Genomic DNA, 15,872 nt, shown 5'->3' with positions numbered 1-15,872 from the left:
ATATAGAGGAATTAATCAATAATTCTAGAAATAAGAGAAGAATCAAATTGAAGTATTTTACATTTAATTTTTGGTAGGACAGATGCTTTTTTAAGCACTCTATAAGCTAAAAACTTTAAACTAGAATTTATCTTAGTAGTTAGATTAAGATAAGACTTAGCTCTACAAAATTGTAAAAAGCGATAGATTTTCTAATCCTTATTAAATTAATCAACTTTACTTTATACATGAAAAATCACATAATATTTATATCAGATATATACAACTTATATCTGCACCACAGAATTTTTAAAACCGTATTTCTGGTTTATCCGCCCAGCTTTCCCCAAGGTTGGGCTTTTTTTTAACCTGAGTTTTATACTTAGACAGTGTGCTATTTTAAATTACAGTTCAAATAAGAAATTTGAGCTGTACATGCAAAACCAAAAAATGACTTGCGTAATTTTAAAAAAGTTTTAACTAAAAATAAGTAAATTTTAAGTAAAAAAAGGCCCAGCTTAAAAGAGATAACTGGGCCAGAAAGGATGCATAATATTTGGGAGATACATCCTGAGGAATTCAAATAAGTGTGATGAAAATCTCACTTATTGTTCTTAAATGTAGTATGCAACAGTTTTTTAAATGTGTTAAATTGATAATTAATATTTTAAAAAACGGTAAAACCAATTAATAGAAAAATTATAGAGTTAGAAAAAATATTAATCTTTAACTTGAAAAGGGATTTAAGCTAAATGAAACATTAGATAGTTGCAGAAAATATTTATCTTTTATCTTTCAGAAAAGTTATTAAAATTATGGTTCTGATTTTTTAATAAAATTTTATAAATTTTGTTTAAAGAAAAATATAGTGTATTTAAAAATATTCATATTTTTACTCACAGTTCTATGTATTCTGTAGAGCTCTTAGACTTTAAAACTAGAGTGATAAATTTTTAAACTATTGAAAAAAATAGAGTAAAAGGTAAAATAGCCCCTCTTGGGGAACAGGTTATTACTAACTTTCCATTAAAAAAACATCAGTAAAGTTTAAGTATTCTAAAGAAGCCATCTCTGCCCGAAACTTTTATGATCTTAAGTTTTTATAAAATATATTTTTGAATACTAGAATTTGTAATGGGATATGTTTGATGAAGAACCAGCTACGTTCAGAATATATTACCCGGCGTTTATTCTGGTCCATGTTGGTTATTATTTTTTCACTTCTTTTTATTTGTATTCCTCTGACTATAGACAGTTATCGTACTTACAAGAAAACAGACCTGGCTCTAACAGAAATTTCTGCACTACGTAATATGGCCGAGCTGACAAATATGATTTCACGAGAACGTGGCCCATCAAATAAAGTCATGTCGAGTACCACAGAAGAGTTTGCACAGAATCTCAGGGAACTAATTGAGTTTCGAAAATCAGTAGATAAACATATTGCTGAAACAGTAGATATTTTAAACAAGGCCGGCTTGTCGGCAGATGCTGAAAATGTATCTAAGAATGTGGTGCATTCGCTAGAGCAGGGTAGACAGGCTATAGATGGCTATATTGCTATTCCTCGCTCTAAAAGAACCTCTATACAGCTTGATCGGTCGATTCAGAAAATGTTTGCTGCTTGGGATAGCGCTCATCAGGTCTTAAAAAATGTCATTTCACATTCAGTGGGGAAAAATACCGTTATCTCTGATTATTATACCCTGATTTTAATTTTGACTGACCTGCGTGATCAGGCTGGACGTTTGGCCTCCAATATTATTGCAGCGGTCACTTTTCAGGAGAAAATTCCAGAGGAAAATCTTGCACGCTCTTTGCAGACCCAGTATCAGGCTTATTACTTATGGGATCTGATTAATTCTATTCAACAGGATAAATATAGAACACCCCAATATTTAAGACTACATGGTGAAGTTAAAACAGAGTTTCTGGAAAAAGCGATTCCAATGGTAAAAACGCTGATCAATGAAAGTATAAAAAATCAGCCGTACTCTATGACAGGAACCCAGTTAACTGAACAAATCGTTGATAAATTTTTGACAGTGGTTAATTTACAGGATTTTCTGCTGGATCATAGCGTTAAAACAGCTGAAGAGGTACGCAGTAAGGCATGGAAAAAATTTATTCTGACTCTTTCTGTTTCTGTTATTTCTGTGTTTACCGCCATTTTTACTATGGTTTATGCACGCTATAAAGTATTTACCCCCTTAATCCGGGCACGCAATCTGATTTTAAAGCTTGCCGGTCATCAAGATGCTCGTATCCAGTCCTCAGATATTCTTTATCCACTTTCGCTATTTGAAGCCATACAAAAACTACAGGCACAGCTGGCCGAGCGTGATGTACTTGAATTACAACTGCGTAATATCGCCAATACCGATATTTTAACTGGAGTATCGAATCGCCTAGCATTGGATGAGCATATACAGTATCTGGAAAAGCATGTTAAACAATTAAGCCAGACTTGTCTGATTCTGGTAGATATTGATTATTTTAAACAGGTGAATGATCAGTACGGCCACATTATTGGTGATCAAATTATTCAGCTTGTTGCCAGTCAGCTTAAAAAAAGTGTACGTTCTTCGGATCTGATTATTCGTTATGGCGGAGACGAATTTATCATATTCTTGGAATATGTCGAGTTCGGTGCAGCTTTGAAAGTGGCAGAAAAAATTCGTGCTGAAGTCCAGCAGGCCCATCTTAAGCTTGAAAATGGTAATTCAATTTCTGTTTCAGTGAGTATAGGCGTCGCGACAGGCGCAGAAAACTGGTTAGAACTGCTGGAAAAGGCGGATCAGGCGTTATTCCGGGCAAAGGCAGCGGGACGAAATAGTGTTGCGTAGTAAGAGATTTAAATTCTCGAATGTCTAGAATACGCTAACTTGGAATTTTTATTTAAACTATTAAAAATTTTAACTTTTTATATTTTGATGAATATTTTTATAAATAAAGCGGCTATTAAAGCTATTGATAGAAACAACAGGGTATTGCTAAAAAAAGTATTTATAAGTATCTGTCTGCATAAAACGTCTCAGTAAAAAATTATAAAGTTTAAAAATAAAAAAACGGTGAATATATCACCGTTTTCAATAGGGCTTTAAAAGCTGAGGAGTTTATTTCAATAAAGGTTTCAAGAAACGGCCTGTATGTGAAATAGCTACTTCAGCAACCTCCTCTGGTGTGCCGGTAGCAATAATCTGGCCACCACCAGAACCTCCTTCCGGTCCAAGATCGACCACCCAGTCTGCAGTCTTAATAACATCCAGATTGTGCTCAATCACTACAATGGTATTACCCTTGTTGCGTAGCTCATGCAGGATATCTAATAACTTGGCAATATCATGGAAATGCAGGCCTGTGGTAGGTTCGTCCAGTACATACAGAGTCTTCCCGGTATCACGTTTAGCTAATTCACGGGCCAGTTTTACCCGTTGAGCTTCACCTCCCGACAGGGTGGTTGCCGACTGGCCCAGACGGATATAACCGAGACCTACCTGAGTCAGTGTTTCCAGACGGCGATGAATTACCGGAATAGCCTCGAAGAATGCAGCTGCATCTTCTACCGTCATTTCCAGTACATCGGAAATATTTTTACCTTTATAGCCAACTTCCAGAGTCTCACGATTATATCGCTTGCCATGACAGGCATCACAGGGTACATACATATCCGGCAGGAAGTGCATTGCTACCTTAATCATGCCGTCACCTTCACAGGCCTCACAGCGGCCACCTTTTACATTAAAGGAGAACCGGCCAGCACTATAGCCGCGTGCTTTGGCTTCTTGTGTTTGGGCAAACAGTTCCCGGATAGGTGTAAATACGCCTGTGTAGGTTGCCGGGTTGGAGCGTGGGGTACGTCCAATCGGACTCTGGTCAATATCTACAACTTTATCTAGAAATTGCAGACCATCTATACTGTCAAATTTCTCTGGTGTTAAGGTTGTTGCTCCATTGAGCTGAGTAGCTGCCAGAGGTAACAAGGTCCGGTTAATCAGGGTGGATTTTCCAGAACCAGACACGCCGGTAACACAGGTCATTACACCTAGGGGAATGGTAAGGTCAACATTTTTCAGGTTATGTCCTGACGCCCCTAACAGCTTGATCTGTTCTTCCGGTTTTGGCGGCTGAACACGCTGTTGTGGTACCGCGATTTTTAACTCACCAGAAAGATATTTGCCAGTCAGTGAATCTTTGTGCTGGCAAAGTTCATCGGCTGTACCCTCAGCAATTACATAACCACCATGCACTCCTGCACCTGGGCCAATATCAATGATATGGTCAGCAGCACGAATGGCATCTTCATCATGTTCAACCACCAGTACAGTATTGCCCAGATCACGCAGACGAATCAGGGTTTGCAGTAGGCGGTCGTTATCACGCTGGTGCAAGCCAATCGAAGGCTCATCCAGTACATACATTACACCCATCAGACCGGCACCAATTTGTGAAGCCAGACGAATACGCTGTGCTTCACCACCAGACAAGGTTTCTGCTGAACGCGCAAGACTCAAATAATTCAGCCCGACACTGACCAGAAAGTGAAGACGCTCACGAATCTCTTTGAAGATTTTGTCACCAATTTCACCTTTGGCGCCTTCCAGATGCAGATGCTCATAATAATGTGCGGCATCACCGATCGACATGCGGGTAATCTGGCTGATGGTATGGTCCAGAATTTTTACATTACGTGAAATCTCATTCAGCCGAGAACCGTCGCAAACATCACAAGTAGCATTCGACAAGTATTGTGACAGGTCATCTCGTACATAATTACTTTCAGTCTCACGGTAGCGCCGTTCTAGATGTGGCAATACACCCTCAAAAGGCATAACCCGGTTATGACGGCGGCCACGTTCGTCCACATAGCTGAGATCAATTTTCTCACGCCCTGTACCATATAAAAACTTCTTCTGAATATCTTTACCCAAGTCTTTCCACGGGGTTTCCAGAGAATAATCATAATGGGCAGCTACTTTTTGTAGCATTGAATAATAATAAGGGCGCTGACGGTCCCAGCCACGGATTGCACCTTGGCTAATACTCAGCTCCGGGTTATGGATCAGTTTATCGGCACTGAAGTGGCTACGGGTACCCAGACCATCACAAGCTGGACAGGCACCAAACGGATTATTAAATGAAAATAACCGTGGTTCCAGATCACCTACCGCACGGTCACAGTCCGGACATGAATGTTTGGCCGAAAATACCCGGTCTGGATGTTCATCTTTCATCCAGGATAAAACTGCCAGATCTCCGCCGAGCCGTAGTGCAGTTTCAAAAGATTCAGCGATACGATTACCCAGGTCATCACGTACTTTGAAACGGTCCACAATTACTTCAATAGTATGTTTCTTTTTCTTGTCCAGTTCGGGTGGCGTATCAATTTCAATAATTTCGCCATCTACACGTGCACGGACAAAACCCTGACTTTGCAACTGTTCAAAGAGGGTAGAGTATTCACCTTTACGTTCACGTACTACCGGTGCCAGCAGCATCAAGGCTGTCCCTTCAGGCAGGGCTTTTACAGCATCTACCATTTCTGACACAGTCTGCGCCACCATTGGCAAGTCATGTTCCGGGCAGTACGGTGTACCTACACGTGCGTAAAGCAGTCGCAAATAGTCATAAATTTCTGTAATAGTTCCCACTGTAGAACGTGGATTATGACTGGTTGACTTCTGTTCAATTGCGATTGCAGGAGACAGGCCTTCAATTGCATCAACTTCCGGTTTTTCCATCTGGGATAAAAACTGACGCGCATAGGCCGACAATGACTCGACATAACGGCGCTGACCTTCGGCATACAGGGTATCAAAAGCAAGAGAAGATTTACCTGAGCCCGAAAGTCCCGTAATTACCACGAACTTGTCCCGTGGAATATCGAGTGACACATTTTTGAGGTTATGGGTACGTGCGCCTCGAATACGGATATGACTTTGACTCATGAATCGTCCTAAGTAAGCGTTTAAAACTCTATATATGGTAGCGCTTTAAAAATGTTCAAGCGTAGTTTTTATGATTTTAAAGCGTCAGTTTATGTCACATTGTTTTACTATTCACTTAAACCTTCAGGCCAGTCCCGCTGCCGGTAGGCACTGTCCCAAAAAATCCACTCCAGCTCAGCACCACGTTTATAAACTTGCTGCATTTTATTTAATGTCTCGTGATCACACTGCTGAGCCACCTGGTCCAATGTCATGATCACTTCCCTTACCGCATGATGAAACTCTTCACCCGCATAGGTATCAATCCAGGCCTGATAGGGATTGTCGGGCGCTGAATGCTCAACAATATATCTGCCGACTTCAGCATATATCCAGAAACAGGGTAACAGGGCAGCCAGAACCACCGGATAGCTTTCTGACCAGGCAGTTGCACTCAGGAATGATGTGTAATGATGGCAGGCTTGAGTCAATGGTGTAGCTGCAAATTGGGCTGGGCTAATACCGAATTTCTGCATGAAATCCTTATGCAGGCTACGTTCAAATACAATTGCTACCCGTGCAGCTTCAGAAAACTGAATCACTTCCTCGGCATTTGCAGCTTTGGCTGCACAAACTGCCAGGGCACGGCCGTAGGCAAGCAGATAATGTGCATCCTGAATAATATAATGAGTGAAGATTTTTTTGCATAAGGTTCCCTGCATCAGTTCCTGGTTGAAAGGCATCTTGAGGATTCGTTCATATAAACCCAGATTATCCCGCCACAGTAATTGTGAAAAATGCAATTTTATACTCCTGAAGGTAAGCGTTAAAAAATACTTAAAATATCCCAACACTATAGGATGTTATCTATAAGACCATGAGCTCTTGAATATAACTTAAACTTCTTAATACATCAGGTTGCTCACTGATCAAAAAGTTTTTACCGGCTTCAAAAAAAACAGGTCATAATTACTGGAACAAGATGCCGTAGACTTCTCCGGTTCAAACAGGTTTTAAAACATTCATTGTGAATAGGTTTATCCATGAAGCATTTCCGATTTTCCATTTTTTTTACGGTGGTGTGTCTTGCACTGTCAGCTTATTGGGGCTATACCCATGGGCCTCAATCAGGCATAGAAACCATGTTCAAGGCTCTGACCATCACGGCCATCCTGGCAGTAATGGAGGTGTCCCTGTCATTTGACAATGCTGTAGTCAATGCCTCAGTACTACGTAACTGGGACCACTTCTGGAAAATGATCTTTCTGACAGTTGGTATCTTAATTGCGGTTTTCGGTATGCGTCTGATTTTCCCTGTGGTGATTGTTGCAGTCACTGCTGATATGGGATTAATGGAAGTGGTAAGACTGGCACTTAATGATCCAACGGCCTATTCGCAGCGGTTGATGGACCATCATGCTGAAATTGCTGCTTTTGGTGGAGCTTTCTTGCTTCTGGTTTTTCTGAATTTCTTCCTGGATGAAGGTAAAGATACTCACTGGTTTCGCTGGCTGGAGCGACGCTTAACCAGTTTGGCCAGCGTACCGGCCATGTCTGTATTTATTGCCCTGATTGCTTTGCTGGTAGTGGCTGCCAATGTAGACGAGACAAAACGTCTGGTCGTAACTATGGCTGGTATCTGGGGAATTGTAATTTATATCGGGGTACAGGTACTTAGTCATCTGCTAGGCGGTGAACCGGAAATTGATGAAGAAGGTAACGCTGTTACACATGACAGCACGGGCGCAGCAACCGGTGTAGTAAAAGCAGGTTTCGGCGGTTTCCTGTATCTTGAAGTGCTGGATGCATCTTTTAGCTTTGACGGTGTAATTGGAGCTTTCGCAATTACCAGTGATGTAGTTATTATTATGCTAGGCTTGGCAATTGGTGCAATTTTCGTCCGCTCTATGACTATTTATCTGGTCGAAAAAGGCACACTGGATGCTTACATCTATCTTGAACATGGTGCGCATTATGCAATTGGCGCACTGGCCATCATCATGCTGGCAAGTGGCACAGGCGTACATATTCCTGAAGTGGTAACCGGCCTGATCGGGGTGGCATTTATTGTCTGGGCAGTACTGGCTTCAATCCAGTATCGTAAACGGACAGAACGTCTTGGTTAGAATATATTTTTAAACTCAGAATAAGTTGAAGGGTATAGTCATATACCCTTTTTTATTGTCATTAATATCGTTATTTCGAATAACAGAGCTACGCGCTTTGAGCTGCTTTATCTTATAATTCATCTTATTTTCTAATAAGCCTGTTGCTATGATGAATGCCTTAGAACGCCGTTCAACTTTTGCCTTAAGCAGTATCTTTGCTTTACGCATGTTGGGCCTGTTCATGATTATTCCTGTATTCTCTGTAGCAGGGCAGTCATATCAGTATGCGACACCAGCATTGTTGGGCCTGGCTGTGGGTGTTTATGGTCTGAGCCAAGCGATTCTTCAAATTCCATTCAGCTTGCTGGCAGATCGATTCAGCCGTAAACCTCTTATAGTGATTGGCTTGTTGTTGTTTGCTCTGGGCGGTGCAATTGCTGCCATGTCAGAGACTATCTATGGCGTGATTATTGGCCGTGCTATTGCTGGGGGTGGTGCAGTTTCAGCAGTAGTGATGGCTTTACTCGCCGATGTAACCCGTGAAGAGCAGCGTACTAAAGCAATGGCTGTGATGGGCATGAGTATCGGCCTGTCGTTCGTAGTAGCTTTTAGTCTGGGTCCTTGGCTTACAGGAATTGTCGGTATTTCCGGCCTGTTCTGGGTAACCACAGTCATGGGCCTTCTGGCGATTCTAATGTTATTCATGGTGCCTAAGGTCACTCGTCATCATAAGAATTTTTCCCAAGGCTATTTGCAACAGCTTAAGCAGGTCCTGAAAATGGGTGATCTGAACCGTCTGCATTTTTCAGTATTCAGCCTGCATTTGCTGCTTACCGCAATGTTTGTATATATACCTTCACAGCTGATTGAATTTGCCCATATTCCGCTTGCCAGTCATGGCATGGTCTATTTACCGCTTTTGGTAGTTAGTCTGTTTTTTGCTTTTCCCAGTATTATCCTGGCGGAAAAATATCGCAAAATGCGTGGAATCTTTTTGACGGCAATTACTGGAGTTATATTAGGCCTGCTGATCATGATTTTTGGCTTTGAGTCTAAATATATCCTGCTGACCGGCCTTGGGTTTTTCTTTATTGCTTTTAATGTGATGGAAGCATTATTGCCGTCCTGGCTGTCCAAATCTGCACCTTTGCAGTCTAAGGCTACCGCCATGGGTGTCAATGCCAGTGGCCAGTTTCTGGGTGCCTTTTTCGGAGGAACACTGGGCGGTTTCCTGCTGACTTTGCATAATACTTCTCTAGGCTGGAGTATCCTGACAGCAATTGCCATAATCTGGTTATTCATCAGTTTTGGTCTGGCTCAGCCACGCTATTTAACTTCACTGGTTTTAAGCTTGCCAGAAATGCAGGAAACAGATGAATGGACTTCTAAGTTATTGGCGATTCGTGGTATTGAAGAGGTCGTGGTGATGCCTGAACAGCAACTGGCCTATATTAAAGTCGATAAACAGCAGGTGGATGCAGCTGCTCGACATAATTTGACGCAGTTGTTGGGTAAAGAGGTAGCCATTTAAGCATAACTCTTATAAAGTAAAACATAGAAATGAATAGGAAGAGAACAGCTGATGCGTGGTGTAAATAAGGTTATTTTAGTAGGGACTTTAGGGCGCGATCCAGAGACAAAAACTTTCCCAAATGGCGGCTCTTTAACACAGTTTTCTATCGCAACGAGTGAATCGTGGACAGATAAAAGCACAGGTGAACGTAAAGAACAGACAGAATGGCACCGTATTGTGCTACACAACCGTCTAGGTGAAATTGCCCAGCAATATTTACGTAAAGGTTCAAAAGTTTATATTGAAGGTTCATTGCGTACCCGTCAATGGACCGACCAGAACGGTCAGGAACGTTATACTACCGAGATTCGTGGTGAACAGATGCAGATGCTAGACTCAGGCCGACAGCAGGGCGATCAGGCAGGTGCAGGTTTTGGTGGTGATCAAGGCTATGGTCAACCACGTTTTAACAATAATCAGGGTAGCCAGGGCGGTTATGGTAACGGCAACCAGCAGGGTAGCGGTTTTAATAATAACAGCAACCAAGGTGGCGGTTATGGCAATAATAACCCGGGCGGTTTCGCACCTAAAGCTCCTCAGTCAGCTCCAGCCTCTCAAGTTCCGGCTGACCTGGATGATGATCTGCCATTCTAACTGGTATTAATAAAACAAAAAGCAGACCCGTGGGTCTGCTTTTTTATATTCATTTTTTAAATAAAAAAGAACGACTCAAAAAAAGAGCTGAGTCGTTGTTGAGCAAGTTCTATCAAAAGTAAAAATACTGCAAATCTATTTTTAATTAGCCATTAACGATTGAACCGCCATTTACATGAATAACCTGGCCTGAAATATAGCTGGCATCATCGGAAGCCAGAAATAGATAGGCAGGCGCCACTTCGCTTGGTTGGCCCATGCGTTCCATTGGCGTTTCCTTACCAAAATCTTTGACCTGTTCTTCATCAAAGCTGCTTGGAATAAGCGGGGTCCAGATCGGTCCGGGCGCAACACCATTTACACGAATTCCTGTTTTATTTTTAAGGAGATTAGTCGATAAACTACGTGTAAAGGAGGTAATGGCGCCTTTAGTGCTGGAGTAGTCAATCAGCTGGTCATGTCCGTGATAACTGGTGATGCTGGTCGTATTAATAATACTGTCACCTTCTTTTAAATAAGGCAGTACTGCTTGGGTCAGGTAGAACATTGAAAAAATATTGGTTTCAAAAGTCTTGAATAATTGCTGCTGCGGAATATCAGTCAGATATTTCTGTGGGTACTGTACCCCGGCATTATTCACCAGAATATTAATTTTCTGGAATTCATTTAGAGTTTTTTCAACTAGCTGATCAACTTCTTCTTTTTTCTGGATATCACATTTTACCAGAAGGCAACGCCGGCCTTCCTGTTCAACCATTGCTTTGGTATCTTCAGCATCCTGACTTTCTTCTAGATAAGCAATCACAATATCTGCACCTTCACGTGCAAATAACACCGCAACTGAGCGACCGATTCCACTGTCACCACCAGTAATCAATGCAACTTTATCTTTTAATTTATCACTACCTTTATGGGAAGCCTTGATAATTTCAGGCTCGGGATTCATTTTGGTCTGTTTACCCGGTTGATGGGTTTGAATCTGTGCAGGTGGTGTAGCTGGGTACTGATTCATAAGATCTCCGGATGATTGTTATAAAAAAATAAATAAAAAGGATTCAGAGAACTCTGAATCCTTGACTTAAAATAATTACATACGGTCCCAAGCATCTTTAATAGCATGTTTAGCCTGTTCCCACTTTAAACGTGATTCACGTTTAGTTTCTTCCCATTTCTGCTGCAAGCTGCCTTCCATCTCATCAAAGTGACGGCCTTCATTTTCTCGGCGGCTGGTATAACCCAAGTTATAAGCACCTGAATAATCACGATCATATTCCAAGTCAGGATAGTGTGTTAATGCATCTTTATAATATGGAGTCTTATTATAATTTTCCTTCCAATATTCCTGAGATTGACGATGTGTATCGTCTTTATAAGTGCTGGCCGTATCCGTTAGGTTTTCATTTACGTCAACCATTGTACATCTCCTGCTTTATAGTAAAAATCTATAGTTAAAATATAAAAGTTATTTACTAAAAAAGATGTTGGGAAAATATATTAAAACATAGAGGGATTGCTGCTTTATGTTTTCTAATTTTACATTGAAATATTATTTAATAAATTAAATATAAAAAATCGGATATTATATAAATATCCGATATTAAATTTTTTATTTTTAAGAAAGAAGTAATATATTTAAATCTATCTATATTAACAAATAGCCAAAGATGAAAATAATCTTAATTTTCTAAGATTAATAATCTTCATTTTGACCTTCCTGACGAGAGCGATATTGATCATCGGTTTCATGCTGCATTGTATTATTACTATTTTGCTGATGCTGCTGACCCTGTTCATACTGAGTGGTGCGTTGCTGCTGTTGCTGTTCAGGGCTAACTTGCTGTGGCTGGCCGCCATGACTTTGCTGATTATGCTGACTGGTAGCACCCATACCTGTACCTGTCAGCCCTTGGCCTTCCTGACCACGATTAGTTCCTTGCTGGTTATTATCAACACCACCTTGCTGATTCAGACTTTGGCCTTGTTGGCTCATGCCCTGCTGGCCCATATTTTGACCCTGCTGGCTCTGAGATGAACCTTGCTGGCTTTGTTGGTTATACTGGTTCTGTTGACCCTGCGGGTTATAATTCTGCTGATCTGGCTGTCCTAAACCTTGACCCTTCTGGTCTGACTGCTGGGTATGTTGCTGGCTTTGCTGCTGTTGTTGCTCAACATTCTGCAGGCCTTCCTGCCCGACACCAAGTTGTTGGTTCTGGTGGTGAATACCCTGGTCCTGTTTGCTCTGAGTATTATTTTCCTGTTGTTTCTGTTCGCCAGTCTGTCCTTGCTGGTTTTGCAAATGCTGTTGATTTTCCTGATTTTGATTGTTCATATTATTCATGTCTCACCTCTTGTGTTTAAAATAATCTATACATCACATGAAAATAATTAGAACATAGAATTAGGTTATGAAGTGTTTAAGCATGTTGCTGAATAATTAAAATGAATTATTTAAAATAAATAAGAATATAGAATTAGGTAATTAAAATAGGAGGTTGTTATATTTTAGGTTAATCTCAAATTAATTTAATATTACATTGGTTACATATAAATAAGATTTAAAGATTATCTAGATGAATTTTTCTTCATTAAAAAATAGGAAAAGCACTTTAGTGCTTTTCCTATTGTTATTACAATTTAGAAAATTATGCCGGAATCTTTTTGGCCTGCATTTCACGAGCCCAGACGCGATGCTTGAGCAGTGCAGTTTTCAGCTGTTCCTGAACAGCTGTAAAATTCGGCATAGTAATTACACCTTCATCAGGTTCAATAAGAGGCATGGTAGTAATTAATCTTTCATTCCCGTTCAGGAAGACCAGTGGTTTCAGATGCTTATAGGTTTCCATAATATAATGCATCAGATAGCCTTCCTGATCTGGTACAACTTCTTTGGTACCGCCAAGTACTACAGTTGCATCATAGAAAATTGAAGGTTCTGACTGATAGTTTCCTTTGAGCGGTAAAGTCGCGTTCGTATCAGAAGTCACGAAACCGCTATGATCACTGATACATTCAAGGATAACGCCTTCTTTAATTGCCCAATCCTGAATGGTTTCAAATTCCTGCATGCTGAAGCCATCTTGTACCAGCAGGGCCAGACGACGTGCACGAATATCAAGTGGCGGGAAGGCCTCCTGACTCAGGCGTTTTGACGGAGTAACAGTTGCTAGCTCGCGTTTTGGTGGCATAGGAAGTGAAAGCTTCTGTGCAACATAGCTCGCCAGGTCATCGTCGATATAGCTGAGCATTTCATTGACGATACGTTCACGGATATAAGCACGTTTAACTTTGGTAAGCTCAAATACATAAGCATCTTTAATATGCTGTTGCTCATGTGGAGTCTGGCTAACATAAAATAGACGTGCCTGACTAAAGTGATCATTAAAAGACTCACTACGCTCACGTACCTTATGTGCATCTACACGTTCATAGTAGCTTTCAAAACCACCGCCACTTGGTGCAGGTGGAGTTTCACGTGGCCAGTTGTTATCAATCGAATTAGGTTCATAGTTTGCCTGACCTTGATGCACAATCCGCTGATGATAACCATCACGCTGATTATTATGGAAAGGACAAACAGCACGGTTAATTGGAATCTGATGGAAGTTTGGACCTCCAAGACGTATTAACTGGGTATCTGTATAAGAGAACAGTCGTGCCTGTAGTAACGGGTCATTACTAAAATCAATACCCGGTACAACATGTGCCGGACAGAAAGCTACCTGTTCAGTTTCTGCAAAGAAATTATCTACATTACGGTTTAGTGTAATTTTACCAATTGGAGTTACAGGTACCAGCTCTTCTGGTATTAATTTGGTGGCATCCAGAATATCAAAATCAAACTTATGCTCATCCTCTTCAGGAATGAGCTGAACACCGAGTTCCCATTCCGGATATAAACCGCTTTCAATAGCATCCCACAGTTCACGGCGGTTAAAATCAAGGTCTTTACCATTGATTTTTTGTGCTTCATCCCAGAGTACCGAGAATACACCTTGCATCGGGGTCCAGTGGAATTTCACAAAGTGAGATTTACCTTCAGCATTGATCAGGCGGAAAGTGTTCACCCCGAAACCCTGAATGCCGCGGAAACTTCGTGGAATTGCACGATCAGACATTAGCCAGATTACATGATGCGCTGTCTCTGGTGTAAGTGAAACAAAGTCCCAGAAAGTATCATGTGCTGAAGCTGCCTGAGGGATATCATTGTGTGGTTCGGGTTTAACAGCATGTACGACATCTGGAAACTTTATCCCGTCTTGAATAAAGAAGACCGGCATATTGTTACCCACCAGGTCATAATTTCCCTCAGTGGTATAAAATTTCATGGCAAAACCGCGAACATCACGTGGAATATCTGGTGAACCGCGTGAGCCCTGTACAGTCGAGAAGCGTACAAACATAGGTGTGGTAATTTGGGTATTAGTCAGGAAGGCCGCCTTGGTAAACCGTTCATTTCCTTCATAAGCCTGAAATACGCCATGTGCACCAAAACCACGGGCATGTACAATCCGCTCCGGAATACGCTCATGGTCAAAGTGGGTAATTTTTTCCCGCATGATAAAATCTTCAAGCAGGGCAGAGCCACGCGAACCTGCTCTTAGCGTATTCTGGTTATCTGCAATTTTTAAACCCTGATTGGTCGTCAGTGCATGACCCGTAGCATCACTTCGTGCACTATTTAAGTCAAAAGTCTTGAGGTTATCGTTTTCTTTATCTGGTGTGTCGGCGCCTGCCAGCTCACTTTTAGAATAATATTGATTCGTCATACCATGCCTCTATTGTTTTAGGTGTGTGTACTACAAACTTCAAAGACAACCCTTATTCAGGTTGAATCAGCTGATTTAATTCACGGCAAGCCTGATTTAGAACTTTATGCAACTTCTCTTCAGGCGCACCCTCTGCATAGAATCTGAAATCATGAACCTTGCCGTTATAGTAAATAGAATAGAAAAAGGTCCCGACAGGTTTTTCCGGTGTTTCCGAACCACCAGGTTTCACCAGACCTGTACAGGCCACAATAATGTCGGCATCAAAGAAATGATGACCATGCTCAGCCAGATAATGAGTGACTTCCTGAGACTCAGGCGTATACTCTTCAATCAGATCTTTAGGAATATTTAAGATTTTTTCTTTAGCTTTTAAGTCATAACAGACCAAACTGCCAATTAAAACCTCACCCGAATGCGGGTTAAGTGAAAACTGATAAGCCAGATAACCTGCTGTTGCACTTTCGATGAACGCAACTTTTAAGCCTAGATCTGCCAAGTGCTTGCAACAGACATAAAACATTTAGAAGCTCCCTTGTCTTATTAGGTTTAGTTCTAGAGCAATGCTTTTTAAATTTATTGCGATGTCGGTAGATAAAAACAGAAAATGGGCAAAATTGAATTAGCAACTTACATACTTAATACTTTTTGAATATAAAAGTTAAATAGGGGTTTTTAATATAAAATAAATAAAAATAACGACTTAAGTATAATTGTTTCTCTGTATTTCTATAATGTTTACATATTGCTATATAAACAGTTGTATAAAAATATATCCAACATATACAATCCTTACACATGAAATCAAAAGTTAAAACTTAAGGTGGCATTCCTTTAAAAATATAATCATGAATGATTAAGAGAAATAAAATTTCTTTATCCAAAATTTATTAAATAAATCAATAAATTAATATATATCTTGGGT

At 40.7% G+C, this 15,872-nt stretch carries 11 protein-coding genes; 4 read left to right on the top strand and 7 right to left on the bottom strand.

Features of this window, described 5'->3' with window-relative positions:
* Positions 1–1,127: 1,127 nt before the first annotated feature.
* Entirely contained in the window at positions 1,128–2,825 is a 1,698-nt protein-coding gene (locus J502_RS14420; RefSeq protein ID WP_026444008.1) for a GGDEF domain-containing protein, read from the top strand.
* Positions 2,826–3,095: 270 nt separating this feature from the next.
* On the opposite strand, the gene uvrA is transcribed toward J502_RS14420, so the two are convergent.
* Positions 3,096–5,927: an excinuclease ABC subunit UvrA gene (gene uvrA, locus J502_RS14415; protein ID WP_034684800.1), complete on the bottom strand. Its 2,832-nt coding sequence runs from the start codon at positions 5,925–5,927 to the stop codon at positions 3,096–3,098.
* 107 nt (positions 5,928–6,034) lie between these two features.
* Positions 6,035–6,709: a thiaminase II gene (gene tenA, locus J502_RS14410; protein ID WP_005017903.1), complete on the bottom strand. Its 675-nt coding sequence runs from the start codon at positions 6,707–6,709 to the stop codon at positions 6,035–6,037.
* A 240-nt stretch (positions 6,710–6,949) separates the two neighbouring features.
* On the opposite strand from tenA, the gene J502_RS14405 reads away from it, so the two are divergent.
* From J502_RS14405 to ssb, 3 genes are all read left to right on the top strand, one after another.
* Entirely contained in the window at positions 6,950–8,032 is a 1,083-nt protein-coding gene (locus J502_RS14405; RefSeq protein WP_034669790.1) for a DUF475 domain-containing protein, read from the top strand.
* 148 nt (positions 8,033–8,180) lie between these two features.
* On the top strand, positions 8,181–9,545 hold the full coding sequence (locus J502_RS14395; RefSeq protein ID WP_005017908.1) for an MFS transporter: 1,365 nt from the start codon (positions 8,181–8,183) through the stop codon (positions 9,543–9,545).
* A gap of 51 nt (positions 9,546–9,596) precedes the next feature.
* Entirely contained in the window at positions 9,597–10,181 is a 585-nt protein-coding gene (ssb, locus tag J502_RS14390) for a single-stranded DNA-binding protein (protein ID WP_005017910.1), read from the top strand.
* A 145-nt stretch (positions 10,182–10,326) separates the two neighbouring features.
* Here the strand turns inward: ssb and J502_RS14385 are convergent, their stop codons facing one another.
* From J502_RS14385 to J502_RS14365, 5 genes are all read right to left on the bottom strand, one after another.
* Complete coding sequence (locus tag J502_RS14385) at positions 10,327–11,193, bottom strand: SDR family oxidoreductase (RefSeq protein ID WP_034684798.1); 867 nt, start codon at positions 11,191–11,193, stop codon at positions 10,327–10,329.
* Positions 11,194–11,268: 75 nt separating this feature from the next.
* A complete protein-coding gene (locus tag J502_RS14380; protein WP_034684797.1) occupies positions 11,269–11,595 on the bottom strand; it encodes a hypothetical protein in 327 nt (108 codons plus the stop codon).
* Positions 11,596–11,871: 276 nt separating this feature from the next.
* Complete coding sequence (locus J502_RS14375; protein WP_034684796.1) at positions 11,872–12,519, bottom strand: hypothetical protein; 648 nt, start codon at positions 12,517–12,519, stop codon at positions 11,872–11,874.
* 304 nt (positions 12,520–12,823) lie between these two features.
* Positions 12,824–14,947, bottom strand: coding sequence for a catalase HPII (katE, locus tag J502_RS14370; RefSeq protein ID WP_034684794.1), 2,124 nt, complete (start codon positions 14,945–14,947; stop codon positions 12,824–12,826).
* Between the two features lie 52 nt (positions 14,948–14,999).
* Entirely contained in the window at positions 15,000–15,470 is a 471-nt protein-coding gene (locus J502_RS14365; RefSeq protein ID WP_005404645.1) for a CinA family protein, read from the bottom strand.
* Between the last annotated feature and the right edge of the window lie 402 nt (positions 15,471–15,872).

It is taken from the genome of Acinetobacter sp. 1294596 (genome assembly GCF_000582925.1).
Taxonomy (GTDB): domain Bacteria; phylum Pseudomonadota; class Gammaproteobacteria; order Pseudomonadales; family Moraxellaceae; genus Acinetobacter; species Acinetobacter radioresistens.
This window is presented reverse-complemented; position numbering and strand designations above follow the sequence as displayed.